The following is a 25,098-nucleotide window of genomic DNA, read 5'->3' on the forward strand; positions in this document are numbered from 1 at the left end:
TCGGCTTTACGCGGCCGGCTCGCGGCCGATAGGGAGGCTAAGCATGCGCCAGGTCAAGCATCTACTAGAAAGCAAGGGAAGCCAGATCTATGCCATCGCACCGGAAGCGCCGGTGCTGGAGGCTATCAAGCACATGGCCGAACATCGCGTCGGCGCACTGCTCGTCATGCGCGGAGAACGGCTGGTAGGCATCGTTTCCGAACGCGACTACGCGCGTAAAGTCATCTTGCAGGGCCGCTCTTCAGCACAGACCACGGTCTCGGAGATCATGAGCAGCCCGCCACTGACGGTCACCCCGGACACTGACGTATTCGACTGCATGCGGCTATGTACGAACAGCCGCGTCCGCCATTTGCCGGTGGTACGGGGAGAGGCGGTTATTGGCGTGATCTCGATCGGTGACCTGGTGAAAGCGGTAATCGATGCCCAAGCTGAAGAAATCGAGCATTTGCAGCGCTATATCGCCAGCTAAGCGCCGGGGATGGAGCCCTGGACACGTCGCGCGGCAGGCAAGCGAGTCATAGCTCGGCCTAGCGCTCTCGCCGCTCGTCGCTTTGGGCATTGACCGGCTCGGGTAGCAGATCGGGCGATCTACCTGCACACCGTGACACCCACACGGCCACTGCGGAAATTCCAGCACCGATCAGCGCGATACTGGCGGCCGCTACGCCCAGCTTGCCGAGCAAGCTCACCCCACTGGTCACCACCACATCGCCGAAGCGCCAGACGGCGGTCTCGATGAAATTCTTGCCTTTGTAACGTGCTTCGCGCGGCACCCGCGTATACAGCGAATCTATCGCTGGCTTGGTCATACCGTAGGCAAAGCCACGCGACCCCACCAGCATCACTGCCAGCATAGGCACGGCGACTCCGAACAAAGCCACTTGACCAGTACCGAGCCAAGCCACGACCAGCAGCAAGGCCACGTTAACCAAAGTCGGCACCACCAGCCCCCAAACCGCGCCGTGACGTATCAACAGCCAGCGCGTCAGACTTAATTGCAGCGCTGCAACGAGAATGTTGGTGACCAAATCCAGATCGCTGAAGAACGCCGTCCGCGCGACGCCATCGATGAAATGCGCTTTGGCATAGTCGGCTACCAAGACATAGGCCAACGTACCGATGCCATCGCCAAGCAACATCAAGATCGCCATGTAACGTAAAAACGGGCGCGACCAGAGCTCCTTGACACCCGCCCATAGCGAGCCTCCTACAGGCTCGCCACTACCCGCTATATGATCGTGCCGCTCCGATAGTCGTAATAGCAATCCAAGCGCCAGCAGCAAGGCTGTCGCCGACAGCACCAGCAACGGCGCCACGCCAATGATCCCCACCAGCAGCCTGGCCATCGCCGGACCGAAGATGGCTCCGGCCGCGCCGCCTAGCGCAATCAGTGGAAATACCCGCCTCGCCTGCACACTGTTGAAGATGTCCGCCATGAAGCTCCAGAACAGCGACACGACAAACAGATTGAACACGCTGACCCAGACATAAAACACCACACCCAGCGCGCGTGGCCCAATACGCTCCTGCGCCATGAAGGCCGGCACAAAGGCGATCAGGCACAAAACAAAGAAGCTATAGCTCCAGCCGAGCAGCCGTTTGCGCTGGAAGCGCGCCACCAGCATGCCAAACACCGGTGTCAGCAATAGCATCACCCCGAACACGGCGGCGTAGAACAACGGCAGCGACTGCGAGCCGACCGCGCCGCTGAGCTGATCGCGTACCGGCCGAATGATGTAATAGGCCGTCATCACAAAGAAAAAAGCCAGCGCAGACAGGATCGGGGCAGTTTTTTGATCCGCTACGGCATCTCGGGGGCTGCTCACCAGTCGTATCCGCGTATACCCTGCGTAGGGCGCGGCAAGACTAGCATGCGGCTGGCGTCATCCTTTCGTTGTAGCGGGGCGCGAAGTACAAGACAATCAAGCCGAACCATTCCCGCGTGTTCGAGTCTATCCAAGCACTTAGCCCATAGCGCGTTGCCACGCCAAAGCATATTCAGAGCCTCATGCCGTTTCGCACTTTTTTTCTGTTGATCGCTGGCGCACTTGGCCTGTCCAGTGCCCCGGCGTTCGCTCATGCGCCAACCACCGTCGAACCCGCCGCACAGCACGCCGCCACCGCCAGCCAGAAGCTGCCGCCGGAGCGCGTGAAAGCTACTCTAGAGGCCTACCAGCAATGGCTTGATCGGCTTGAACAGCGCCATGCTGTTGCCGGTCTTGCTACGGCCGTGGTGATCGACGACAAAATCGTCTTTGAGCACACGCTGGGCTATGCCAACGCCGCGACACGTGAACCGGTGACACCAGACACGGTGTTTCGCCTCGCCTCCTTGTCCAAGGCGTTCGCCACGGCGCTGACCGGTGTCCTGATAAGCGACGGCAAATTTGGCTGGGATACCAAGCTGACCGACGTACTGCCGTTTTTCAAACTCAAAGATGAGCAGGCGGCCAATCAGGCCACCGTTCGCGACATCCTTGGGCAGCGCCTGGGTCTGCCACGCAACACCTACGACAACATGCTCGAAGGCAATATTTCCTACGAGGAGCTGGTACGTAAGCTCGACGAGGTCAATATGACCTGCGGCGTAGGTCAGTGCTACGGCTATCAGAACATCGCCTTCAGCCTGATCGGCGATGTGGTTTATGCACAGACCGGCGATTTCTTTTACCGCCTGGTCGACAAGCGTATTTTCTTTCCGCTGGGCATGAAGACCGCCAGCTACGGCCGCGATGCGCTGGAGTCGAGCAAGAGCTGGGCACGACCGCACCGCGCCGCCGGCGCAGGCAACTGGACACCGTTCGAGCCGAATGAAAGCTACTACCGCGTCGCCCCCGCCGCCGGCGTCAATGCCAGCCTGCGTGACATGGAGCAATGGCTGGTCGCCCAAATGGGTGGACGCCCTGATGTGCTGCCGCAGACCCTGCTCGATACCTTGCATACATCGGAGGTAGCCACCCCGGTCGAGCTGCGCTCCACACCCTGGCGGCGCGAGCGCCTCAGCGATGCACACTATGCGCTGGGCTGGCGCGTATTCGAATACGGCGGCGAAACACTGATCTTTCATGCCGGCGCCGTCGATGGCTACCGCACCATGATCGGCTTCTTTCCCAAATACCACGCTGGCGTAGTGACGATGTGGAATTCGGCAGGCCCGGTACCTTCGGGCTTGATGCCGATGGTGTTCGACAGCCTGCTGGGGCTGCCGCATGTCGATTGGGCAGAGCTTGAAAGCGAACCGGTTGCCAAGGCCGCCCCCGTCAAGACGAAGGGCAAGGGCAAAAGCAAGGCAAAGAACAAAGGAAAACGCCGCCGATAAGGGCGGCGCTAAGACCTATCGATACACCAGAACCGACCCGCGTGCCTTGACGTCATGGCACCCGCGCATCGTCGGCTTCCTTCTACGCTGAGCTAGCCCCGGACTGAGTCCGGGGCGCTCCCGCGCATCACCCGTCAATTGAGCTTGAACTCGATGCGCTGATGCCGCTCTGATGAAATCGGCGTGCCATTTTGCAGCGCCGGCTGATACTTCCAGCGGCTGACGGCATCGATCGCAGCGCGATCAAACACGTGGCGCGGCTGCGCATCAATCACCTTCACGTCACCGACATTGCCATCAGCGGAGATGGTGAAATTGACCTCCACCCAGCCCTCCTGGCTAGAGCGCATGGCTGACGTCGGATAACGCGGCGGAGAGTTCTTCACCAGCACGGCCGCACGAGTCTGTGCGCCCCCGGCGGCGGCCTCGTCGGTAGCCGCCGCGGTACTCGTCGGTTGACGCGCCTCGGCCTGCTGCTGTTGAGCGGCACGCGCTTGCTGAGCTTTCTGTTGCTGCTCCGCCAGCAGGGTCTTCTGCTGTTCCGCTGCCTGTTTGTCGGAAGCTGCCTTGTCCGTAACAGCCTTCTGCGCAGCCAACTGCTGTTGCTTTTCCTTGTCGGAGGCCAGTTGCTGCTCGCGATCCAGCAGCTTGCGCTGCGCGTCCAGCTTGGAACGCAGAATGGTCAACGTGTAGTTCGCCGGATCGGCCTTGGCGAGCAAATCGATCTGCCGCTGTGCCTCGGCAAAATCGCGCTGGTTGACCGCCTGCTCGGCCGAGTTGGCGCCGAAAGGAAAGGTCTCACGCAAAGCATCCGCGGCTACTTGATTGCCCGGCTGCTTCTCCAGGGCTTTCAGATAGAACTCGAACGCGTTGTTCCCGGCCGGGGCCAGCAGACGCTGCTCGTTCATCGCCTTACGGGCTTCGGCAAGCAACTGATTGAGACTCATCGCCGCGACGTTAGCCGGCGCTGGCGCCGCTACCCGGTCGGCCGTTACCGGCGTGGACGGGTGTCCACCGGCATCAGTCATGACCAGGTCTTGGTGTGGTTTGATGATAAGAAACCATGCCGCGGCGGCAAGCAAACCTATAACCGCGACGATGGCGATGGCAACGGGCCGTACGGCCCCCCGCGCGTAACTACGCGCATGACGGATGTTTCGGGTATCCATGGTCTCTCGCTGAGTGGCGCCAGATACCCGCGCTTTTTCCCCCTGTAAATCCAGGAGCGAGAACCTCCCCAGGCTCTCGCGGCGCGGATGTGCAAAAGGTACCCGCAAAGGGGCACTACGGCAAATCGCACGTAACTTCACAATATGGGATGCCGGGCTGGAGTAGGTATCGGGTCAGGCGAGACGGCGCACTCAGGCTCAAATTCACTGGTGACCTGCCTCCAGAAACGAAGCGTCCCGGCAAGCCGGGACGAATCGCTTTCGAAGTGCCCTCCCTGCGCTGGGCACCGCAGGGAGAGAAATCGGTACATCTAATCGTTTTAAGTAGTAAGTCGAGCTTACTTCTTGGAAGCCTTGGTGGCCTTGACCACTTTGGCAGCAGCGGCTTTCTTCGCCACCTTTTTGACGGCTTTCTTCGCAGTTACTTTCTTGACTGCAACCTTCTTGACCGCGGCTTTCTTCGCGGCAGCAGGCTTCTTCTTGGCAGCAACCTTCTTTACGGCTGCTTTCTTGACAGCCTTTTTAGCCGCCGGCTTCTTGGCGACTGGCTTTTTGGCGACCGACCGCTTCGCAGCAGCCTTCTTCGCAACAGTTTTCTTGGCGGCCTTTTTGGCGGCCGGTTTCTTGGCAGTGGCTTTCTTGGCAGTGGCCATAGTTCGTCTCAGCTCCTCATCAGTTGGCAGTGGTTGCCCAGTAAAAGCGTGCAGGAACGCCTCAACCAGCAGATCGCTGTTGGTGGCGTGCCGAAGATTATTCACTTGACGGCGGGTGCGCTCGTCAGAAAGAAGCCGCAGTACATGCAGCGGAATTGATACTGTGACCTTGCGTACCGCGCCGGCTTTTTCACCGTGCTCAACGTAAGGTTTGATGAATTTAGATGACGCCATAACACCCGTTCCCCGTGATCTGAAGCGAAAGCTATTCCTGAAGAATTCTACTGTCAATTGATTTTAGCCATGAAATCAGTAAGTTTCACCATCCTTGATGTCGGCGAGGTCGCCGGACCACTGGACCACAAGCCCTCACCGCAGCTTTAGTCTGGACGGCTATACCACCAAATAAATTCTTGCGTCAAAAGTAATAACTTCATTAAAAGCACTTAAAAAAAGGCTTTTAATGCAATCCATGCAAAACAAAAGCAACACCGAACTTCGCGCCGCGCATCATCGAACGAATGGCGAAAAACCAAGGCCTTGCACGACTTTTGGCGGATGAACAGAACTCAACTGGAATCTGCCTGGCGAGCGCCTCAAGGCGAGCAAAAAGTGCTCCAAGCTCAACTCAACGAGTCCTTCGACGACATCATCGAGCAAAGCGCCTCGCACTCGGAGCGGTCCTCGCCGGGCACAAACATGGCAAGAATCTTCCACTTCGTCAGCCTCACAGAGACGTCGCGCATAGGCGAATGACTTCGTAATCGGCGACGTCCCGAAGCGTTTCGCCACGTCTGCCATGGCAGACCATCGAACCAACGATGGATGCGCATCACACTATCGAACCGCCTCGACGGTGTTATCTCGGCGTGCCGTCGCCAGGGTGTGCATGCGCTGAGTCGCGCCGTTCCTCGGAAACGTCAACGGCCGCAAAAGCGGCCGTTGACGAGCATCAGCGTCTTATCGGGACGCTTAGTGATCTTCGTTTTCGATCAATTCGGCATAAGCATCTGCATCGAGCAGCTCGTCCATCTCAGCCTTGTTGCTTGGCTTGACCAGGAAGATCCAGCCAGCCTCGTAGGCGTCCTCATTGATGGTCTCGGGGCTGTCGTTGAGCAGCTCGTTGACCGCCAGGACCTCACCGGAGATCGGCGAGTAGATGTCGGAAGCCGCCTTGACCGACTCCACCACGGCCACGCCATGGCCAGCCTGCACGTTGGCGCCGATCTCCGGCAGCTCGACGTAAACCAGATCACCCAGAGCACTCTGTGCGTGATCGGAGATACCTACACGAATGTTGCCGTCGTCTTCGACACGGGCCCATTCGTGGGATTTGTTGAATTTCAGATCGCCGGGGATCTCGCTCATGCTAGGGCTCCTGGGGGTAGACGTTCGAGGGATGCCGATAAGTGACGGCAAATTGTACTTGAGTAGGCTGACGGCGCCATCCCGGCCGCCGCGGCCGGTTAGATACCTTCTTGCGGCTTGCCGTCGCGCACGAACGGGTACTTCACCACCCGCACCGGCACCTCACGGCCACGGATGTCCACCCGCACATCGCCCGGCTCGCCGGCCGGAATGCGTGCGAACGCTACCGCCTTATTCAGCGTGGGGGCAAAGCTTCCAGACAAGATCTCGCCCTCGCCGTTCGCGGTAAGCACCTTCTGCTCGTGGCGAAGCACACCTTTCTCGTCCAGCACCAAGCCGACCATGACACGCTTCACGCCTTCGGCCTTCTGCTTTTCCAGCGCGGCGCGACCGATGAAGTTGCGGCCTTCGTCCAATGCGATGGTCCAGCCGAGATTGGCCTCCCACGGCGAGACGGTCTCGTCCATATCCTGACCATAGAGGTTCATGCCGGCCTCCAGACGCAAGGTGTCGCGCGCGCCCAAGCCAGCCGGCGCGACACCGGCGGCGGCCAATGCCTCCCACCATGCCACTGCATGCTCGGCCGGCAGGATGATCTCGAAGCCGTCTTCACCGGTGTAACCCGTGCGCGCAATGAATAGCGGCATGCCGTGCGGCCCCTGCGCGGCGGCGGCGGCGAACTTGCCAAGCTTCTCGATGCGGGCGCGATCCACCTCATGCAGCAGACCAAGCACCTTGGCGCGCGCATTCGGGCCTTGCACCGCGATCATCGCGAATTCGGGACGCTCTTTGACCTCAACATCAAAGGTCTTGGCCTGTCGTTCGATCCACGCCAAATCTTTGGCGCGGGTACCGGCATTTACCACCAGACGGAAATGCTGCTCGTCGAAGAGGTACACGATCAGATCGTCGATCACCCCGCCGTTTTCGTTGAGCATGCATGAGTACAGCGCCTTGCCCTGTACCTTCAGCTTGTCGACGCTGTTGGCCAGCAGATGACGCAGAAACTCACGCGTACGCGCCCCATGCAGGTCGATCACGGTCATATGCGAGACATCGAACATGCCTGCATCGCGGCGCACCGCATGATGCTCTTCGATCTGCGAGCCATAGTTGATCGGCATGTCCCAGCCGCCGAAATCAACCATGCGTGCGCCGAGCGCACGGTGGGTGGCATTGAGTACGGTCTTCTCAGTCATCGCGGCGGACCTTGGGGAAAGTTCTTGATTATCACCGGCCGCATCACGCAATCCAAGCCGTGCCGCGCTACAGAACCCACAAGTACATTAAGATCCCTCGCATGAGCACATCGATGGTGGCAGGAAGTGCACAACTCGATGCCCACACCCAGCCGCCATGCTTGCGTATCGCGGGCGACTGGACGCTGGCGCATTACATCGAACTCGAACACTCGATCGCCTCATTGGCTGCCTCACTCGGTAGTGACGTCAGCATCGATCTCGCCCGACTCGGTGCATTGGATACCGCCGGCGCCTCCTTATTAGTGCGTCTGCTCGGCGCCAAGCGATTGAGCGCCCTGGCAGGTGCAGCGCCCGACCTGCCGGCCGCGCAACGTGCCTTGCTGCAAACCGTCGGTCTCGCACTAGACACTTACTGCCTCCCGCCCAAGCCCGTCCGGCCATCCAGCGTGACGGTATTGCTGGCTCGCATCGGGCGAACCGTCGAGAGCGTGTGGAAGCAGCAGCTCCAATTGCTTGGCTTCATCGGCCTGACCCTGGAAACACTGGCACGAAGCGTGCTGCGCCCACGTCGCTGGCGCATCACCTCACTGGTCTCTCATATCGAACAAACCGGCCTTGATGCGGTACCGATCGTCGCCTTGCTGACCTTTATGGTCGGTGCGGTGGTGGCCTTTCTTGGCTCGACGGTGTTATCCGACTTCGGCGCCACGGTGTATACCGTCGATCTGGTCGCGTTCTCCTTTCTGCGCGAGTTCGGCGTACTCCTGACGGCGATCCTGATGGCTGGTCGCACCGCCAGCGCATTTACCGCACAGATCGGCTCGATGAAGGCGAACGAAGAAATCGACGCGATCCGCACGCTCGGCCTGGACCCGATCGAATTGCTGGTGTTACCCCGCGTGCTGGCCTTATTGGTGTCGCTGCCAATGCTGACCTTTATCGCCATGATCGCCGGCATCGTCGGTGGCGGCATGGTTTGCGCGCTGGTGCTGGATATCTCCCCGGCGATGTTCCTCAACCTGCTGAAGTCCGATATCGGCGTGCGTCATTTCCTGGTGGGCCTGGTCAAGGCGCCGATCTTCGCTTTTCTGATCGCGGTCATCGGCTGCCTGGAAGGCTTCAAGGTCGGCGGCAGTGCGCAATCGGTCGGCGAACACACCACCTCTAGCGTCGTGCAGTCGATCTTTGTGGTGATCCTGATCGATGCGCTCGCCGCATTGTTCTTTATGGAGATAGGCTGGTGAACGCCGTCGCCGCTCAAGCACCCGAAGCCGTGATCCAGGTACGCGACCTGACCAATCGCTTCGGTTCACAAGCCGTGCACGAGCATCTGGACCTTGATGTGCGGCGCGGCGAGATCCTCGGCGTGGTCGGCGGCTCGGGTACCGGCAAATCGGTTTTGCTGCGCACGATCGTCGGCCTGCAGCGCCCCACCGCAGGGCGCGTTCACGTATTTGGCGAGGATTTGCTCAGCCTGTCGCAGGCGCAGCGCTCACGCGTCGAGCGGCGCTTTGGCGTGCTGTTCCAGAACGGTGCGTTGTTCTCCTCGCAAAACGTCGCCGAGAACATTGCCATGCCGCTGATCGAACACGCCGGCCTCAAGCGGGCGGATGCGGAACGACTTGCCGGCGTGAAGCTGGCGCTGGCCGGGTTGCCGATGGGCACCGAGCGCAAATACCCGTCGCAGCTTTCCGGCGGCATGGTCAAGCGCGCGGCACTGGCGCGTGCATTGGCGCTGGACCCGGAGATTTTGTTTCTCGATGAACCGACCGCCGGACTCGATCCGATCAGCGCGGCGGCATTCGACCAGTTGATTCTGACCCTGCGCGACGCACTTGGGCTTACCGTATTTCTGGTTACCCACGATCTGGACACTATCTATACCGCCTGTGACCGGGTCGCGGTGCTATCGCAAAAAAAGGTACTGGTCGTGGACCGGCTTGATGTCGTCGCGCAAACCGACGATCCGTGGGTACAGTCTTATTTCCACGGCCCCCGCGGCCGTGCAGCCGAGCAAGCCCATCAAGACCAGGCCGATCATCAGCAGACATATAAGCAACCGGCATCCAAGCAACCGGCGGACCAAATACCGCCCGAGGTGAAGTGACATGGAAACACGCGCCCATTACGTGCTGATCGGCCTGTTCACGGTGATCGTGGTGGCTGCGGCCCTGTTGTTCGGCCTATGGCTGGCCAAATCCAGCGCGGACCGTCAATTCAGCGAATACGACATCATCTTTAACGAGGCCGTCACCGGCCTCTCACAGGGTGGCACGGTGCAATACAACGGCATCAAGGTCGGTGACGTGACTCAGCTCAAGCTCGACCCCAAAGATCCTCGGCGCGTCCTGGCCCGTATTCGCCTGGGTGGCGATACCCCCGTGCGCCAGGACACGCATGCCAAGCTCGCGCTGACCGGCGTCACCGGCATGGCGATCATCCAACTCAGCGGCGGCTCACCGGGCAGCGCACCGCTCACCGCTCCCGATGGAGGCATCCCGGTGATTGTTGCCGATCCATCGCCATTGAATCGCCTGCTCGCCAACGGCGAGGACCTGATGACCAACATCAATGAAGTCGTGGCGCGCGCCAGCCAGTTGCTGTCGCCGGAAAATGTAAGCCGCATCGACCGCACGCTCGATCACCTGGACAAAGCCACCGGCGTCATTGCCGACCAGCGCGAGGACATGCGCCAACTGCTGCAACAGCTAGCTCAGGCCAGCAAGCAGGCGAATGCCACTCTCGCGCAAACCGAGCAGCTCGCCGGCAGTGCCAACGGCCTTATCAACAATCAAGCGCGCAGCACGCTGGACAGCGCCAAGAATGCAATGGCCTCGCTGGAGCGAGCTACCGCCAGCATCGATCACTTGCTCAACGACAACCGCGATGCGATCAACGGCGGCATGCAGGGATTGGGCGAAATCGGCCCGGCGGTGCGTGAGCTGCGTGACGCGGCCGGCTCGCTGCGCGGCATTTCACGCCGCTTTGACGATAACCCGGCCGGCTTTCTGCTTGGCCGTGACCGCAGCAAGGAGTTCGTGCCATGAAGTTTGTCATTTGCGCACTGTCGCGCATGGCCGCGATCGCCGCCGTCGCCGCCCTCGCAGCTTGCTCGGTACTACCCAAGGCCGAATCGCCGGATATTTATCGATTGCCGGTCACGCATTTGTCGCCAAACCCGGCCAAGCCGCTGCCCTGGTCGCTGCGCATCGACACCCCCCAAGCGGAGCACATGCTCGATAGCCCACGCATCGCCGTGCTGCCGCAGGGTGACGTGATAAGCGTCTATCAAGGCGCGCGCTGGAGCGACCGGGCACCTACATTGCTGCGCAACCGCCTGCTCGATGCATTCCATGATGACGGCCGCATCGCCGCGCTCAGCAGCGATGACGCCAACCTGCAGGCGGACTACACCCTCACCGGCGACCTGCGCGCTTTCCAATCCGAGTACCGCGACGGTCAGCCGGTGATCGTCATTCGCTATGACGCGCGACTGGTGCGTACTAACGGCATGCGTATCCTCGCCGCGCGTAGCTTTGAGATCAGCGAACCGGTCGGCAACCGCGCCGTGCCGCAAGTGGTCAGCGCCTTTGGCAAAGCCTGCGACACATTGACGGCGCAAATAGTGCAATGGACGATCCAGCAGCGCGAGACCGCTACCGCTGAGGTTCGCCGCTAGCTGAGAGCCTGTTCCGTTGAGTGCACGTAACGAAAGGTCAGGTTGATTCGCGCACCGATCGCCGCGTGAACCTTTGGCAAGTCGTGCTGATAGAGCCGCTGGGTATCGCCGCCCATGCATAGCAAGCTGCCGTGCGGCAGTTCCAGCGCACGCACCTCGCGTCGACCCGCCACAGCAGCACGCGGACGCAAACGAAAAGTACGCACCGCGCCGAGACTCAGTGAGGCGATCACCGGTCGGGCACCCAACTCAGGCTCATTGTCGCTATGCCAGCCCATCGAATCGCGGCCGTCACGATAGAGATTAGCCAACACACTATTAAAGCGTGCTGCGCAGGCGGTCTCCACACGCGCCCGCAGCGATGCCATCAGCGGCGGCCAGGGATTCGGTTCGAAGCGCGTGCGCGAATAGGTATAGCCCGTGCCAGGGTCACCGATCCAACAGCTCAATCGCGGCGAATCGACCTCGCGGCCAAACATGCGAATGCGATGGATTTCCCACGGGATCGATCCTTGCAGCTCTGCCAGCAACGCATCCGCTTCGGCCCCGTCCAGCCAATGCGCGGCCAACTGCAATTCAGCACCCGGCAGAGCAATGACCTGCAACACCTGCCCTTGCATGTCGCCAAACAGGCTCACACCTCACCCGCCATCAGGCGATCACCGGATACGCTGGTTCGGCATCCAGCGTCGCCGCGCAAACCGCAGCCAGCTCCAGCAAGCGCAGGTCCGAGCCACGCGCACCCACCAACTGCAGACCTATCGGCATGCCATTGCGCAGCGTACCCATGGGAATGCTCACTGCCGGGCAACCGGCCAGGCTGGCAAAACTGGTCAGGTCCGCCTGTGAATCGGGGGCATTGCCGCCCAGCGGGAAGGCCCCCTGCGGGGTCGTTGGCATGACCAGCACATCGACCTGGGCGAATAGCCGGCGCATCTTCAAGGTTGCCGCGTCGAGCACGCGATCGGCCACGGCGTAGTCCGCCGCGCTCTTGCGGGCGGCGTAGTTCAGCATCTCCCGGAAATGGGCCGAAACGGGGTGTTCGGTATCGGCCAGGTCTTCGGCGAAGGTACTGAGCATCTCCGACTCCATCAAAAGCAAACCGGCACGACGGGTACGCGCAAAGTTCCAGTCAGAGAAATCTACCGTGCGCCGCTCACCCAGCTCACGCGGCAACTTGGCCAGCGCAGCCTCGAACACCTCGATGACTTCAGGCTCCACCCCCACGGCAGCCAGGTCAGGCAACAGACCAGCACGCAAATGGCCCGGCTCCCAATCCGGTGGCGATAACGCAACACGGCGCCGGCGCGAGCGCGCGTCGTCGGCGTCATAGCCCGCCAGTACCTGCAGCAGTACTGTCAGGTCGTCCACGCTGCGTGCAAGCAGCCCCACCGCATCCAGCCGGCGCGCCGCCGGGGTCATGCCACGGGCGGAAATCTCGCCATGCGTAGGCTTGAGCGCATACACCCCGGAGTAACTGGCCGGAATTCGGATCGAACCCAGGCTATCGGAGCCCACCGCGACCACGGCCAACCCTGCCGCCACGGCCGCAGCCGCACCGCCGGAAGAGCCGCCTGCGCTATAGCCATGGCGGTGCGGGTTATGCGTCGGCCCATAATGCGGATTATCGGTGGCCGCGCCGAGCGCGCCCTCGTCCATCTGCGTCTTACCGATCAACACCGCGCCGGAAGCACGAAGCCTCGCCACCACATGCGCGTCTTCTTGCGCCGGCGGCTTGCGGCCAGGCAAGCCGGTACGGGTCGCCCAGCCGGCGACATCGAAATTGTCCTTCAAGGCCAGCGGAATACCGTCGAGACGACCGATCACGCCATCACGGCGTCGGTGTTGGGCAGCGGCGGCCTGTTCCTGCATCAATGCGGGGGTCAGGCTCACATAAGCATTGAGTCGCGGATTGATGCGCTCGATCGCGTTTTGGTAGGCCTCGGCCAAGGGTTGCGGCTGCACTCGACCGATCGCCAGCCAGTGCAGTAGCTGGCATAGCGTGGCGCGGCGAAGATCGAGATCGGCCATCGGCGGCGTAAAATTCATAGCGACTTCCCTGCGGACTTGGCCCGATTATCGCCGGCTGGCGCAAAGCGATTGCAAGCCGTGACGCAACACGCGTTGCCGCACGGCGCGCGAAACCGGACAATGCCCGCCTGATCCGAATATCCACCGCACCCAAAGCGGTCGATGCGCCCCGCCACTGCCAGCCGAGATAAAGCCCGCCATGAGCGAACGCGAAACGATGGAATATGACGTGATCGTCGTCGGCGCCGGCCCGGCCGGCCTGTCGTTCGCGATCCGCCTCAAGCAGCTCAAGCCCGCCGTCACCGTCTGCGTGATCGAGAAAGCCTCGACCATCGGTGCGCAGATTCTCTCCGGCGCGGTAATCGAGCCGCAGCCGCTGGATGCCCTGCTGCCCGGCTGGCGCGACAACCCGCCGCCCATCTGCATTGCCGCTGGCGAGGACGAGTTCTGGCTGCTCAGCAAAACCGGCGGACGCAAATTGCCGGTGCCGCCGGGCATGCACAACCGTGGCAACTTCATTGTTTCGCTGGGTGCGATGTGCGCCTGGCTGGCCCCACAGGCCGAGGCCCTTGGCGTGGACGTATTTCCCGGCTTCGCCGCCGCCGAGAGCATCTTCAACGAAGACGGCTCCGTTGCCGGTGTACGCATTGGCGACATGGGCGTAGCGAAAGACGGCACGCATAAGCCCGGTTACACCCAGGGCATCGATATCAAGGCCAAGGTCACCGTGCTTGCCGAAGGTGCACGCGGCCACCTCAGCAAGCAGCTAATCAAACGCTTTGAGCTGGACAGAGACAGCGACCCGCAGGGCTACTCGATCGGCATTAAAGAGCTGTGGCAAGTACCGGCCGGCCGCGTAACGCCAGGCAAGATCGTGCATAGCTTCGGCTGGCCGGCCGACAACCATACCTATGGCGGCAGCTTCCTCTATCACCTGGATAAGGACCGCATTGCGCTCGGCTACGTCAGCGGACTGGACTACAGCGACCCCAACTACCAGCCATGGGAGGCCTTCCAACAATGGAAGAACCACCCCATGGTCAAATCGCTGCTTGAGGGCGGCACCGTGCTCTCGGCCGGCGCCCGAGCGATTGTCACCGGCGGCTACCAGTCGCTGCCCAACGTGGAGATGCCTGGCGCCTTGCTGATCGGCGACACCGCCGGCCTGCTCAACGTGCCAAAGATCAAAGGCACCCACCAGGCGATCAAGAGCGGCATGCTCGCGGCCGAACACCTCGCCGTGAATCTCGATCCGGCTGGCTTCGACGCAAAACTGCGCAGCTCCGATGTCATGGCCGAGCTAAAGAAAGTACGCAACATCAAACCGGCGTTCAAAAAAGGCTTGTGGTTCGGCATGCTCAATGCCGCCTGGGAAACCGTCACCAACGGCGCCTCACCGTGGACGCTGAAGAACAAAGCCGACTGGTCATCGCTGCACAAGCTCGGTGAATCCGAAGAACCCAAACGCGATTACGTACAGCGCGACCTGGCACCGCGCGACCGCCTCGCCGGTGTGTACTTCGCCGCCACCGAGCACGATGAAGACCAACCCGTTCATCTGCGCGTAGCCGACACCACCATTTGCGTCACCCAATGCGCCGAAGAGTACGGCAACCCCTGCACCCGCTTCTGCCCCGCCAGCGTCTACGAAATAGTCGACGATGCGGCCGGCAAACGCCTGCAAATCAATGCCGCCAACTGCGTTCACTGCAAAACCTGCGACATCAAAGATCCCTACCAGATCATCGACTGGGTCACCCCGGAAGGCGGCTCGGGGCCGAATTATCAGAACTTGTAATCGCATGAGGATCCCCCGCTGATCGCGAAACTCCAGTGGCGGTGGAAGCGCCTTAACTATTTGCTGCAACGCCTGCGCGGCAGCATCGCCTTGCGCGGCTGGCAAGGCACGATGGCCCGGGTAAAACAAGAATTCGAGCACCGCCCGGCGGTCGATGACACACTAACCTTAGAAGCCCTGGATCTTCCGTTTTCGCCGTTTGCCCTGCCAACTGCCGATCGGCCACTGGTCTCGGTAATCATCCCGGTTTACGGCAAGCTTGAGTACACCGTCGCTTGCCTGCGCTCGCTGCAACGTCACGGCGCCCAAGCCGCATTTGAAGTCCTGGTGGTGGACGATGCCTCGCCGGACAACAGCGCCGACGTACTCGCGCAGATCGATGGCCTGCAACTGCTTCGCAACGAACACAATCTCGGCTTTATCGGCAGTTGCAATGCCGGCGCCGATGCGGCGCGAGGCGAATATCTGCTGTTTCTCAATAACGATACGCAAGTCACCCCAAACTGGTTGGACGGCCTGCTGCAGTGCTTTGCCGAACGCCCTGACTGCGGCATCGCCGGCAGCCGCCTGATCTATCCCGACGGTCGCCTGCAAGAGGCCGGTGGCCTGGTATTTGCCGACGGCAACTGTTGGAACACCGGACGTTTTGAACACCGCGATAAGCCTGCTTACCGCTATCGGCGCGAGGTCGATTACGTCAGCGGCGCCGCGTTAATGATACGGCGTGAGCTGTTCCGGCAAATCGGCGGCTTCGATACCCTTTACATGCCGGCCTATTACGAGGACACCGACCTCGCCTTTGCCGTACGCCAGGCGGGACACCGCGTTTATTACGAACCCGCCAGTACGGTGATTCACTGCGAAGGCATCAGCTCCGGCACGGATCTGACTCGCGGCGTCAAGCGCCATCAGGCGATCAATCAACAGAAGTTCGCCGAAAAATGGGCGACCGTTTTGCACACGCAGCCCCCCACGGGAACAATGATTGACCGCGCCTTGCGCTGGCGATCGCGCGGGCGTGTATTGGTCGTCGACAGCATGACACCCGACCCCACACGCGACTCCGGCTCGCTGCGCCTGTGCACCATCCTGCATTTGCTTGTCGAAGAGGGTTGGAACACATGCTTCCTGCCGGATGATGGTCGTGCCAGCGATGCTGAAATCCGCTCGCTCGGCGCACTTGGCATCGAAGTGTTATGCCGCCCCTGGGTATCGGATCTCCCCGAATGGCTGCGCGAACACGGACACGAGCTTCAGGCAGTGATCCTGAGCCGGCACACCGTGGCCGGCCAGTACACCAGGGTTGTGCGTCGATACGCACCACAAGCGAAATTACTGTTCGATACGGTCGACCTGCACTTTCTGCGCGAGCAGCGTGCCGCCGAACTGAATGACAACGCAGCCATGGCTCGACAGGCGCAAGCCTCGCGGCGTAGTGAATTGGCGTTAATCGAGCAATGCGACGTCACCTTCGTGGTCAGTCCGCACGAGCAGGCCTTGCTCGTTGCCGAGCTACCGCATTCGCGGGTGGAGCTGCTGTCCAATATTCACGACATTCATGGTCGTGGACGTCCCTATAGCGGGCGCAAGGATCTTGTCTTCATCGGTGGCTACGGCCATCCGCCGAACGCTGACGCAATCCGCTGGATAGCTTCGGACATCCTGCCGCGCCTGCGTGAAGCCATACCGGATATTCAGCTACATATATTGGGCGACCTGCCCGACACGGTTCGACCAAGCCTGGTCACCCCCGGCTTGCAACTTCACGGGCGCGTAGCTGATCTGGCGCCCTGGCTGGATGGTTGCCTGGCTTCGGTAGCGCCCTTGCGTTTTGGCGCGGGGGTCAAGGGGAAAATCAATATGGCGATGAGCTACGGCGTACCCGTCATCGCCACTTCCATCGCAGTCGAAGGCATGCATCTGAACGACGGCGACAGCGTCTTGGTGGCCGATGATGCCGGCGCCTTCGTCGCGGCAGTGCTTCGTCTATATCAAGATGAACCACTATGGGGGGCGCTCTCTAATCACGGCCTGGACAATGTGCGCAAGCACTTCTCTTCGGCGGCCGCGACAGCCACCCTGCGGCGTGTGCTGGATTGACCGCCGTCGCGCCGGCTGCCACGACCCGTTAAGCCATTCCAGCCACACCATTCGTGCCCGGATGGGCCATCAGCTAGAATAGGCGTTTGCCTCATAATCCCTCGCGCGCCACTGGCGCCCGGTAGAAGGAACCGCAGATGAAGATTCTGGTCGGCTACAAGCGCGTCGTAGACTACAACGTCCGTATTCAGGTCAAGCCCGACGGTACTGGCGTGGTGACCGACGGCGTAAAGCTTTCCGCCAATCCGTTCGACGACATTGCGCTCGAAGAAGCATTGCGCTTGCGTGAGAAGGGTGTCGCCGAGGAAGTAGTGCTGGTAGGTATTGGCCCTGCCGATCTGACCCCTCATCTACGCAACGGCCTGGCGATGGGCGCCAACCGTGCCATCCACGTGGTGACCGCCGAGACGGTGCAGCCGCTGACCGCAGCTCGCGTATTCCTGAAACTGATCGAGAAAGAGCAGCCCGGCCTGGTCATTCTCGGCAAGCAGGCCATTGACGACGATGCCAATCAGACCGGCCAGATGCTCGCCGCGCTGTGGGACCGCCCACAGGCTACGTTCGCCAGCAAGGTCGAAATCGCGGATGGCAAGGTGACGGTAACCCGTGAAGTCGACGCCGGCCTCGAAGTCATCGAAGCAGACCTGCCCGCCGTCATCACCTCCGACCTACGCCTCAACGAACCGCGCTTCATCAAGCTGCCGGACATCATGAAAGCCAAGTCCAAGCCGATCGACAGCATCGAATTCGCATCACTGGGCGTTGAGTCCAACGACCATCTCAAGACCACCCATTACGCGGCGCCCGCCAAGCGCAGCAAAGGCGTGATGGTCAAGGATGCGGCCGAATTGGTCGCGGCGCTGAAGCAGAAGGGGCTGCTTTAAGCAGCCCACCAGGAGATATACATGAGCAAAATTCTGGTCATCGCCGAACATCTGGGCGGCAAACTCAACCCTTCCACCGCACGCGCCATCAGTGCCGCCGCCGCGGTAAAGGCCGAAGCGATCGATGTGCTGGTACTGGCCGATGCAGTCGATGCCATCGCCGCTGAAGCCGCAAAGATCAATGGCGTAAATCGCGTCCTCACCATTGCCAAGCCGGAGAACGCGCACCCGCTGGCCGCTGTACTTGCACCGCAGATTGCTAAGGCGGCCGCCGGCTACAGCCACGTGTTCGCACCTTCAACCACCTTCGGCAAGGACATCGCTCCGCGCGTCGCCGCCCTGCTTGGCGTCGCCCAGGTCAGCGATGTGATGAGCGTCGAGTCGAGCCACAGCTTCAAGCGGCCGATCTATGCCGGCAATGCCATCATCACCGTCGAGGCCGATGCCAGCCACGTCATTGTCGCCACGATCCGCACGGCTTCCTGGCCGGCGGCGATCAGCGGCGCCAATAGCGCGGCGATCGAGGCACTCGACATCGACGTCGCCTTGCCTTCGCACACCCGCTTCGTTGCCCTCCAGCAAGGCAAGAGCGATCGACCGGACCTGCAGAGCGCGAGCAAAGTCGTCTCTGGCGGCCGTGGTGTGGGTTCGAAGGAAAACTTCGAGATCATCTACAAATTCGCGGACAAGATCGGCGCGGCGGTCGGCGCCTCGCGCGCCGCTGTCGATGCCGGCTATGTCCCCAACGAACTGCAGGTCGGCCAGACCGGCAAGATCATCGCCCCAGAGCTGTATATGGCGATCGGCATCTCCGGCGCGATCCAACACCTTACCGGCATCAAAGACGCCGGCACCATCGTGGCGATCAACAAAGACGGCGAGGCGCCGATTTTCGAGATTGCCGATATTGGCCTGGTGGGGGATCTGTTTGCCCTGTTACCTGAACTCGAGAAGGCACTGGCCTGAGCAAGAATCGCTGCTCAGGCCATCTACTCGTAGACGTGAAATTACGAACCCGCTCGCCCTGAAGTATTCTTAACGTTGGTGCCCGGACCTTTTGCGATATGAAGGTCTCGGGCACTGGGCACGGTAATGGCCCGGCATTCGATGATCGCGAGGGGAACAGGTAGTGATGGATCGCAAAGAGAGTACAGACTCGAATAACGTCGCGCTGTGCGTCGATCTCGATGGGACCTTGTTGAAGTCTGACATCCTGTACGAGTCTCTGCTCGCGCTACTGAGCAAGAATCCGCTCTACTTGTTCCTGCTACCGCTGTGGCTGCTCAGAGGCAAAGCGGCTCTAAAGCACGAGATCGCGGCACGCGTCAATCTGGACCCCACGACGCTGCCATACGACGAGCGCCTGATCTCGATGCTCGAAGGCACCACCGCGAGACCCCGCGTGCTGTGCACCGCGAGCAATACGAAGTTCGCTCACGATATTTCCGAGCACTTAGGCGTGTTCGACCTGGTGCTCGCCAGCGACGATGGCCTCAACCTCTCCGGCGGCCGCAAGGCGCAGGCATTAGTCGATCGCTTTGGCGAACGAGGCTTCGATTACGCCGGCAACGAGAGTATCGATCTGGAGGTCTGGTCCAGATCGCGACACGCCTGGGTAGTCAATGGATCGCAGGCACTCGCGGCACGTGCCGCACGAGTAAGCAAAGTGGCAGAACATTTGCCAGCTTCCAAGGGCACGCTGAAAGCCTGGATCAAGGCGATCCGCGTCCATCAATGGCTGAAGAATCTACTGGTATTCCTTCCGCTGCTCGCTTCGCACCGCTTCTTCGATGTACCGGCTGTCACCGCATCGCTGATCGCCTTCATGGCTTTCGGACTTTGCGCGTCAGGCGTTTACGTACTCAACGACCTCTTGGACCTGCCGTCGGATCGCCGGCATCCGCGCAAGCGGCTACGGCCGTTCGCTGCCGGACGACTGCCGCTGCTGCATGGCCTGTTCGCCGCTCCAGTGCTGACTTTGGCCGGCTTCGCCTTGGCAATGCTGGTCAGCCTCAACTTCACCGCTGTCTTGATCGGTTATTACGTCATAACGCTGGCCTACTCTTTACGGCTGAAGCGTGTAGTGATGATCGATGTGATCTTGCTGGCGGCGCTCTATACGGTACGCATCATTGGCGGGGCTGCAGCGATCGGTTCGGCACTGTCATTTTGGCTGCTGGCGTTTTCGATGTTTATCTTTCTCAGCCTGGCGATGCTCAAACGCTACGCCGAGCTCGACAACATGCTCACCAACGGCCAGACCAAGGCCAGTGGCCGCGGCTACGCGGTAGACGACCTGCCACTGCTCCAGTCCCTAGGCACCTCCAGCGGCTATCTAGCCGTGCTCGTTTTTGCGCTGTACATCAATAGCCCCGAAAGCTTGGCGCTGTACCGCCATCCGAAGGTACTGTGGCTGATCTGTCCGCTGCTGCTGTATTGGATTAGCCGGGCCTGGATCGTCGCCCATCGAGGCCGCATGGACGATGACCCGGTTGTGTTTGCTGCCACCGATCGGGTCAGCCAGATCGTGATCGTCTTGTGCGGACTGATGCTGCTGGGCGCAATCTGATGACCCTGGCCGGCCAGTCCTGGGGGCGCTATCCGATAACGCGGCAGAAGATCGTGCCGCTGATCGACCGGCAACGCGAATTGCCGGCGTTCAACGGATGGGCACTGCCCTATGGCAACGGCCGCAGCTATGGCGATAGCTGCCTCAATCCGGATGGCACGCTGCTGCATGCGCGTGGCCTGGATCGCTATCTTGCGTTTGACCCGGCCAGTGGCCTGCTGTGTTGTGAAGCAGGCGTTACCTTCTCCGAGATATTGGACTTGGCGCTAGCCCAAGGCTGGTTCTTGCCGGTGACACCGGGTACCCGCTATGTCACCGTGGGCGGTGCCATCGCCAACGATGTACACGGCAAGAATCACCATCGCCTAGGCACCTTCGGCCATCATGTGATCCGCTTCGAGCTGTTGCGCAGCGACGGCTCGCGCATCATCTGCGTGCCAGGCGATGCAAACGGCTTGTTCGAAGCCACGGTGGGCGGACTGGGACTCACCGGGGTCATTACCTGGGCAGAGGTGCAGCTCAGGCGTGTACCCGGCCCCTGGATGGAAACCGAATCCATTCGTTTCAATGCACTCGACGAGTTCTTCGCGCTATCCGCGGAATCGTCAACCAGCCACGAATATACCGTCGCCTGGATCGACTGTCTGGCGAGTGGAAAGTCGCTGGGGCGCGGCCACTTTCTGCGCGCCGACCACGCGCCTGGCGAACCAGGCGCCAAACCCGTCGCTTCGTCGTCATCCCTGAGGATGCCGCTCACGCCCCCCTGGTCGCTGGTCAATCGTCTGACCCTGCGCCCATTCAACTGGCTCTACTACCACCGCCAGCGTGTACCTCGCCGTCGCGCGATGACGCACTATGCCCCCTACTTCTACCCGCTAGACGGCATTGGAGATTGGAACCGCATGTACGGTCCACGCGGGTTCCTCCAGCATCAATGCGTACTGCCGCCATCGCATGCACGCGATGGCATCGCAGCCTTGCTGCATGAAATCGCACGCAGCGGCATGGGCTCGTTCCTGGCGGTATTGAAGGAATTTGGCGATCTTCCGTCGCGCGGCATGCTGTCATTTCCCCGCCCAGGCACCACGCTCGCACTCGATTTTCCCAATACCGGGCCGAATGTTTTCGCGCTGCTGGATCGACTCGACGCCGTTGTTGACGAGGCAGGCGGCGCCGTCTACCCGGCCAAGGATGCACGCATGTCCGGCGCGCATTTCCGCAAAGCCTTCCCACGCTGGCAAGAGTTCCAGCCCCATATCGACCCACGATTCTCGTCCGGCTTCTGGCGACGAGTGATGGAGTAAGCATGCAGAGAGTCCTCATTATCGGCGCCACCTCGGCCATTGCCGAAGCCACGGCGCGCGCTTACGCCTCGCGTGGCGCTGCCCTGTTCCTCGTCGGGCGCGATACCCCGCGCCTGAGCACGATGGCTGCCGACCTCAGTGTGCGCGGCGCGAGCGTCGCCGGAACACACACCTTGGATGTCAACAACTACAACGAGCATGCCGCCATGATCTCCGCCGCGTGGACAGCGCTCGGCGATATCGACATCGTGCTTATCGCGCATGGCACCTTGCCAGACCAGAATGCCTGCGCAACCTCGGTAGAGACCGCGCTACGCGAATTCTCGACCAACGGCACTTCGACCATCATGCTCGCCATCGCGATCGCATCACGCCTCAAGGCTCCGGCAACGCTGGCCGTGATTTCATCGGTTGCCGGCGACCGCGGCCGCGCCAGTAATTATCTTTACGGCAGCGCGAAAGGGGCCGTTACCGTATTCCTCAGCGGCCTGCGCCAAAGCCTCTACGCAAGCGGTGTCAACGTGCTCACCATCAAGCCGGGTTTCGTCGACACGCCGATGACGCAATCGTTCAAGAAGGGCGCGTTGTGGGCAAAGCCGGAGCAGATCGCGCGCGGCATTGTCACTGCGATCGATAAGCGGCGCGCCGTGGCCTACTTGCCCTGGTTCTGGTGGGGAATCATGCAGGTCATCAAGAACATTCCCGAATTTGTGTTCCGCCGGATCAAGCTCTGATGCCCATGAACGACAAGAGCGCCAAGATCGTCCTGACCGGCGCCGCCGGTCTGGTCGGACAGAATCTCGTGGTCGAACTCAAGGCGCAGGGTTACACCCGCCTCGTTGCAATCGACAAGCACACGCACAACCTCGAAATACTTCGCGGGCTTCACCCCGACGTCGAAGTGATCCATGCCGATCTCGCCGAGCCTGGCGGGTGGGAGCAGGCCCTCGAGGGCGCTCGTTGCGTCGTGCAACTGCATGCGCAAATCACCGGCAAGACCACCGAACCGTTCACGCGCAACAATGTGGATGCGACCCGCCTTGTCCTTGATGCCTGCAAGCGCCACAGGACGCCTTATCTCGTCCATATCAGCTCCTCGGTGGTCAATTCGGTGGCCGATGATGACTACACCCGGACCAAAGCCATCCAGGAAGCGATGGTCGTACAGAGCGGGCTGCACCACTGTGTGTTGCGTCCGACACTGATGTTCGGCTGGTTCGATCCCAAGCACTTGGGCTGGCTATCGCGCTTCATGGCCAAGACGCCGTTATTCCCGATCCCGGGTGATGGCAAATTCATGCGCCAGCCTCTATACGAACGCGATTTCTGCCGCTGCATCGTCAATTGCATCGAGCGTGAGCCCGATGGCGATATATACGACATCGTCGGCGATACCCGGATCGACTATGTCGATATCATCCGCACCATCAAGCGTGCTAAAGGCCTGCGCACGTGGATCGTGCACATCCCGATGGGGTTTTTCGCCTTCCTGCTGCGCACCTACTCGATGTTCAGCCGTAAACCGCCCTTCACTGCCGACCAGCTGAAAGCTTTGTCTGCAGGGGACGACTTCAAGGGCGTCGACACGCAAGCAGTATTTGGCGTCACCCAGCACTCCTTCGAAGCGGCTGTGCTTGAAAGTTACTGCGACCCTACCTACAGCCATATCGTGCTTAAGCGCTGACCGACACGACCAAAGACCATGAATAAACCTAGCAAGAAATTCGCGATCGTCGGTGCCGGCCCGATGGGCCTTATGGCCGCCATGGAACTGCTCAAGCAAGGCCACCAAGTCGATATCTACGAACGCGACGACCGCATCGGCGGCATGTCGGCCAGTTTCGACTTTGACGGGTTGAAAATCGAGCGCTACTACCACTTCGTCTGCAAGACCGACTATCCGCTGTTCGAGCTGATGGATTCCCTTGGCCTGGCGGACCGCTTGAAGTGGACCGATACCAAGATGGGCTATTTCTACGAAGGCAAGCTCTATAAGTGGGGCACTCCTTTCGCGCTACTGTCGTTTCCGAAGCTGGGTTTGATCAGCAAGTTCCGCTACGCCCTGCACGTCATGGTCACCAAGGGCGTCAAGGATTGGAAAGCGCTGGATAAGGTCAATGCCACTACTTGGCTGCGCAAGTGGCTCGGCGAACGTGGCTACGATGTGCTGTGGCGCCGTACGTTCTATTTGAAATTTTTCGAGTACACCGAGCATCTATCTGCAGCATGGATCGGCACGCGCATCAAGCGCATCGCGCTGTCGCGGCGCAACCTGCTCAATGAAAGCCTGGGTTATATCGAAGGTGGCTCGGAGACGTTACTGGACGCGATGGAGCGCTACATTCTCGAGCGTGGTGGACGCATTCACCTGCGCTCGGGCATCGATCGAGTGCTGGTCAAGGACGGTGGCGTAATCGGAATCCGAGTCGGCGGCGAAGACCAACCCGTCGATGCCGTCGTATCTACCGCGCCGATTCAGTACGTGCCCGCGTTGGTGCCCGATCTTCCAACCGATTTTGCCGACCGCGTTCGCAAGATCGAAAACATCCCGGTCGCTTGCGTCATCTTGAAGCTCAAGCACGCGCTGACCGAAAACTTCTGGATGAATATCAGCGACACCGATATAGCCATCCCCGGCCTTATCGAATACTCCAATCTCAATCCGGGCACTCTTGAAGGCGAGCATATTCTCTACGCTCCCTTCTATATGCCCAAGACCCATCCAAAGTGGTCCGAATCCAACGATGCGCTGATCGAGGAAGTACTCGGGTACCTCAAGCGCGTCAATCCCGCATTCAAGCAGGACTGGGTACTGGCTAAACATTGCCATCGCTACGAATTCGCACAGACGATCTGCCCGCCTGATTTCCAGGCGATGTTGCCTTCGATGAAAACCCCGGTAGCGGGTTTTTATATGGCGGACACTTCGTACTACTACCCCGAAGACCGCTCTATCAGTGAAAGCATCGCCACCGCACAGCGGTTGGTAGCGTCCATCATGGAAGGCATTGCGGCATGA

The 25,098-nt window shown here is 60.7% G+C and carries 22 protein-coding genes; 15 read left to right on the forward strand and 7 right to left on the reverse strand.

Translation table 11 applies throughout. From position 1 onward, the window contains the following. Window positions 1–43: 43 nt before the first annotated feature. Window positions 44–472, forward strand: coding sequence for a CBS domain-containing protein (locus DVJ77_RS16930; protein WP_114846688.1), 429 nt, complete (start codon window positions 44–46; stop codon window positions 470–472). A 58-nt stretch (window positions 473–530) separates the two neighbouring features. On the opposite strand, the gene DVJ77_RS16935 is transcribed toward DVJ77_RS16930, so the two are convergent. Next, window positions 531–1,784, reverse strand: coding sequence for an NTP/NDP exchange transporter (locus DVJ77_RS16935; protein WP_114846749.1), 1,254 nt, complete (start codon window positions 1,782–1,784; stop codon window positions 531–533). A 227-nt stretch (window positions 1,785–2,011) separates the two neighbouring features. Between DVJ77_RS16935 and DVJ77_RS16940 the strand changes: the two genes are divergently transcribed. Next, window positions 2,012–3,322: a serine hydrolase domain-containing protein gene (locus DVJ77_RS16940; protein ID WP_114846689.1), complete on the forward strand. Its 1,311-nt coding sequence runs from the start codon at window positions 2,012–2,014 to the stop codon at window positions 3,320–3,322. 134 nt (window positions 3,323–3,456) lie between these two features. On the opposite strand, the gene DVJ77_RS16945 is transcribed toward DVJ77_RS16940, so the two are convergent. The 4 genes from DVJ77_RS16945 to gcvT form a co-directional block, all read right to left on the reverse strand. Further along, window positions 3,457–4,491, reverse strand: a complete 1,035-nt coding sequence (locus DVJ77_RS16945) for an energy transducer TonB (protein ID WP_114846690.1) — start codon at window positions 4,489–4,491, stop codon at window positions 3,457–3,459. A gap of 338 nt (window positions 4,492–4,829) precedes the next feature. Next, window positions 4,830–5,378: a met regulon transcriptional regulator MetJ gene (metJ, locus tag DVJ77_RS21710; protein ID WP_114846691.1), complete on the reverse strand. Its 549-nt coding sequence runs from the start codon at window positions 5,376–5,378 to the stop codon at window positions 4,830–4,832. Window positions 5,379–6,116: 738 nt separating this feature from the next. After that, a complete protein-coding gene (gene gcvH, locus DVJ77_RS16960; protein WP_114846693.1) occupies window positions 6,117–6,512 on the reverse strand; it encodes a glycine cleavage system protein GcvH in 396 nt (131 codons plus the stop codon). Window positions 6,513–6,610: 98 nt separating this feature from the next. Then, window positions 6,611–7,711 carry a glycine cleavage system aminomethyltransferase GcvT gene (gene gcvT / locus DVJ77_RS16965; protein ID WP_114846694.1) on the reverse strand — a complete coding sequence of 367 codons (1,101 nt, stop codon included), beginning with the start codon at window positions 7,709–7,711 and terminating at the stop codon, window positions 6,611–6,613. Window positions 7,712–7,812: 101 nt separating this feature from the next. Between gcvT and DVJ77_RS16970 the strand changes: the two genes are divergently transcribed. The 4 genes from DVJ77_RS16970 to DVJ77_RS16985 are packed head-to-tail and all read left to right on the forward strand — an operon-like array spanning window position 7,813 to window position 11,393. Continuing rightward, window positions 7,813–8,958: an ABC transporter permease gene (locus DVJ77_RS16970; protein WP_114846695.1), complete on the forward strand. Its 1,146-nt coding sequence runs from the start codon at window positions 7,813–7,815 to the stop codon at window positions 8,956–8,958. Then, window positions 8,955–9,821: an ABC transporter ATP-binding protein gene (locus tag DVJ77_RS16975; protein ID WP_114846696.1), complete on the forward strand. Its 867-nt coding sequence runs from the start codon at window positions 8,955–8,957 to the stop codon at window positions 9,819–9,821. The genes DVJ77_RS16970 and DVJ77_RS16975 overlap by 4 nt, the downstream gene beginning before the upstream one ends. A 1-nt stretch (window position 9,822) precedes the next feature. Then, window positions 9,823–10,761 (forward strand): MlaD family protein, encoded by a 939-nt coding sequence (locus tag DVJ77_RS16980; RefSeq protein ID WP_114846697.1) that lies wholly within the window; start codon window positions 9,823–9,825, stop codon window positions 10,759–10,761. Then, window positions 10,758–11,393 carry an ABC-type transport auxiliary lipoprotein family protein gene (locus tag DVJ77_RS16985; protein ID WP_114846698.1) on the forward strand — a complete coding sequence of 212 codons (636 nt, stop codon included), beginning with the start codon at window positions 10,758–10,760 and terminating at the stop codon, window positions 11,391–11,393. The genes DVJ77_RS16980 and DVJ77_RS16985 overlap by 4 nt, the downstream gene beginning before the upstream one ends. On the opposite strand, the gene DVJ77_RS16990 is transcribed toward DVJ77_RS16985, so the two are convergent. Together DVJ77_RS16990 and DVJ77_RS16995 are read right to left on the reverse strand one after the other, a co-directional pair. After that, the gene (locus DVJ77_RS16990) at window positions 11,390–12,013 is read right to left on the reverse strand and encodes an alpha-ketoglutarate-dependent dioxygenase AlkB family protein (RefSeq protein WP_114846750.1); all 624 of its coding nucleotides are present in this window, start codon (window positions 12,011–12,013) and stop codon (window positions 11,390–11,392) included. The genes DVJ77_RS16985 and DVJ77_RS16990 overlap by 4 nt on opposite strands. Window positions 12,014–12,044: 31 nt before the next feature. Then, window positions 12,045–13,442 carry an amidase gene (locus DVJ77_RS16995; protein ID WP_114846699.1) on the reverse strand — a complete coding sequence of 466 codons (1,398 nt, stop codon included), beginning with the start codon at window positions 13,440–13,442 and terminating at the stop codon, window positions 12,045–12,047. Between the two features lie 181 nt (window positions 13,443–13,623). On the opposite strand from DVJ77_RS16995, the gene DVJ77_RS17000 reads away from it, so the two are divergent. The 9 genes from DVJ77_RS17000 to DVJ77_RS17040 all read left to right on the forward strand — a co-directional run bounded on the left by DVJ77_RS17000 (window position 13,624) and on the right by DVJ77_RS17040 (window position 25,098). Beyond that, the gene (locus tag DVJ77_RS17000) at window positions 13,624–15,222 is read left to right on the forward strand and encodes an electron transfer flavoprotein-ubiquinone oxidoreductase (RefSeq protein WP_114846700.1); all 1,599 of its coding nucleotides are present in this window, start codon (window positions 13,624–13,626) and stop codon (window positions 15,220–15,222) included. Window positions 15,223–15,282: 60 nt separating this feature from the next. Continuing rightward, complete coding sequence (locus tag DVJ77_RS17005) at window positions 15,283–17,322, forward strand: glycosyltransferase (protein WP_225428053.1); 2,040 nt, start codon at window positions 15,283–15,285, stop codon at window positions 17,320–17,322. A 137-nt stretch (window positions 17,323–17,459) separates the two neighbouring features. Then, the gene (locus tag DVJ77_RS17010; protein ID WP_114846701.1) at window positions 17,460–18,206 is read left to right on the forward strand and encodes an electron transfer flavoprotein subunit beta/FixA family protein; all 747 of its coding nucleotides are present in this window, start codon (window positions 17,460–17,462) and stop codon (window positions 18,204–18,206) included. 21 nt (window positions 18,207–18,227) lie between these two features. Next, window positions 18,228–19,172, forward strand: coding sequence for an electron transfer flavoprotein subunit alpha/FixB family protein (locus DVJ77_RS17015; protein WP_114846702.1), 945 nt, complete (start codon window positions 18,228–18,230; stop codon window positions 19,170–19,172). A 166-nt stretch (window positions 19,173–19,338) separates the two neighbouring features. Beyond that, window positions 19,339–20,775, forward strand: coding sequence for a UbiA family prenyltransferase (locus tag DVJ77_RS17020; protein ID WP_114846703.1), 1,437 nt, complete (start codon window positions 19,339–19,341; stop codon window positions 20,773–20,775). Then, window positions 20,775–22,079: an FAD-binding oxidoreductase gene (locus DVJ77_RS17025; protein ID WP_114846704.1), complete on the forward strand. Its 1,305-nt coding sequence runs from the start codon at window positions 20,775–20,777 to the stop codon at window positions 22,077–22,079. The genes DVJ77_RS17020 and DVJ77_RS17025 overlap by 1 nt, the downstream gene beginning before the upstream one ends. 2 nt (window positions 22,080–22,081) lie before the next feature. Continuing rightward, window positions 22,082–22,813 carry an SDR family oxidoreductase gene (locus DVJ77_RS17030; RefSeq protein ID WP_114846705.1) on the forward strand — a complete coding sequence of 244 codons (732 nt, stop codon included), beginning with the start codon at window positions 22,082–22,084 and terminating at the stop codon, window positions 22,811–22,813. A gap of 5 nt (window positions 22,814–22,818) precedes the next feature. After that, window positions 22,819–23,763, forward strand: a complete 945-nt coding sequence (locus DVJ77_RS17035; RefSeq protein WP_114846752.1) for an NAD-dependent epimerase/dehydratase family protein — start codon at window positions 22,819–22,821, stop codon at window positions 23,761–23,763. Window positions 23,764–23,781: 18 nt separating this feature from the next. Continuing rightward, window positions 23,782–25,098, forward strand: a complete 1,317-nt coding sequence (locus DVJ77_RS17040; RefSeq protein WP_114846706.1) for an NAD(P)/FAD-dependent oxidoreductase — start codon at window positions 23,782–23,784, stop codon at window positions 25,096–25,098.

It is taken from the genome of Dyella tabacisoli, from assembly GCF_003350925.1.
Classification (GTDB): Bacteria; Pseudomonadota; Gammaproteobacteria; order Xanthomonadales; family Rhodanobacteraceae; genus Dyella_C; species Dyella_C tabacisoli.

Excerpts from the sequence above, each read along its gene's own strand:
- DVJ77_RS16930 (WP_114846688.1), top strand. The coding sequence starts at position 44 with ATGCGCCAGGTCAAGCATCTACTAGAAAGCAAGGGAAGCCAGATCTAT.
- DVJ77_RS16940 (WP_114846689.1), top strand. The coding sequence starts at position 2,012 with ATGCCGTTTCGCACTTTTTTTCTGTTGATCGCTGGCGCACTTGGCCTG.
- DVJ77_RS16945 (WP_114846690.1), bottom strand. The coding sequence starts at position 4,491 with ATGGATACCCGAAACATCCGTCATGCGCGTAGTTACGCGCGGGGGGCC.
- metJ (WP_114846691.1), bottom strand. The coding sequence starts at position 5,378 with ATGGCGTCATCTAAATTCATCAAACCTTACGTTGAGCACGGTGAAAAA.
- gcvH (WP_114846693.1), bottom strand. The coding sequence starts at position 6,512 with ATGAGCGAGATCCCCGGCGATCTGAAATTCAACAAATCCCACGAATGG.
- gcvT (WP_114846694.1), bottom strand. The coding sequence starts at position 7,711 with ATGACTGAGAAGACCGTACTCAATGCCACCCACCGTGCGCTCGGCGCA.
- DVJ77_RS16970 (WP_114846695.1), top strand. The coding sequence starts at position 7,813 with ATGAGCACATCGATGGTGGCAGGAAGTGCACAACTCGATGCCCACACC.
- DVJ77_RS16980 (WP_114846697.1), top strand. The coding sequence starts at position 9,823 with ATGGAAACACGCGCCCATTACGTGCTGATCGGCCTGTTCACGGTGATC.
- DVJ77_RS16985 (WP_114846698.1), top strand. The coding sequence starts at position 10,758 with ATGAAGTTTGTCATTTGCGCACTGTCGCGCATGGCCGCGATCGCCGCC.
- DVJ77_RS16990 (WP_114846750.1), bottom strand. The coding sequence starts at position 12,013 with ATGCAAGGGCAGGTGTTGCAGGTCATTGCTCTGCCGGGTGCTGAATTG.
- DVJ77_RS16995 (WP_114846699.1), bottom strand. The coding sequence starts at position 13,442 with ATGAATTTTACGCCGCCGATGGCCGATCTCGATCTTCGCCGCGCCACG.
- DVJ77_RS17000 (WP_114846700.1), top strand. The coding sequence starts at position 13,624 with ATGAGCGAACGCGAAACGATGGAATATGACGTGATCGTCGTCGGCGCC.
- DVJ77_RS17010 (WP_114846701.1), top strand. The coding sequence starts at position 17,460 with ATGAAGATTCTGGTCGGCTACAAGCGCGTCGTAGACTACAACGTCCGT.
- DVJ77_RS17015 (WP_114846702.1), top strand. The coding sequence starts at position 18,228 with ATGAGCAAAATTCTGGTCATCGCCGAACATCTGGGCGGCAAACTCAAC.
- DVJ77_RS17020 (WP_114846703.1), top strand. The coding sequence starts at position 19,339 with ATGGATCGCAAAGAGAGTACAGACTCGAATAACGTCGCGCTGTGCGTC.
- DVJ77_RS17025 (WP_114846704.1), top strand. The coding sequence starts at position 20,775 with ATGACCCTGGCCGGCCAGTCCTGGGGGCGCTATCCGATAACGCGGCAG.
- DVJ77_RS17030 (WP_114846705.1), top strand. The coding sequence starts at position 22,082 with ATGCAGAGAGTCCTCATTATCGGCGCCACCTCGGCCATTGCCGAAGCC.
- DVJ77_RS17035 (WP_114846752.1), top strand. The coding sequence starts at position 22,819 with ATGAACGACAAGAGCGCCAAGATCGTCCTGACCGGCGCCGCCGGTCTG.
- DVJ77_RS17040 (WP_114846706.1), top strand. The coding sequence starts at position 23,782 with ATGAATAAACCTAGCAAGAAATTCGCGATCGTCGGTGCCGGCCCGATG.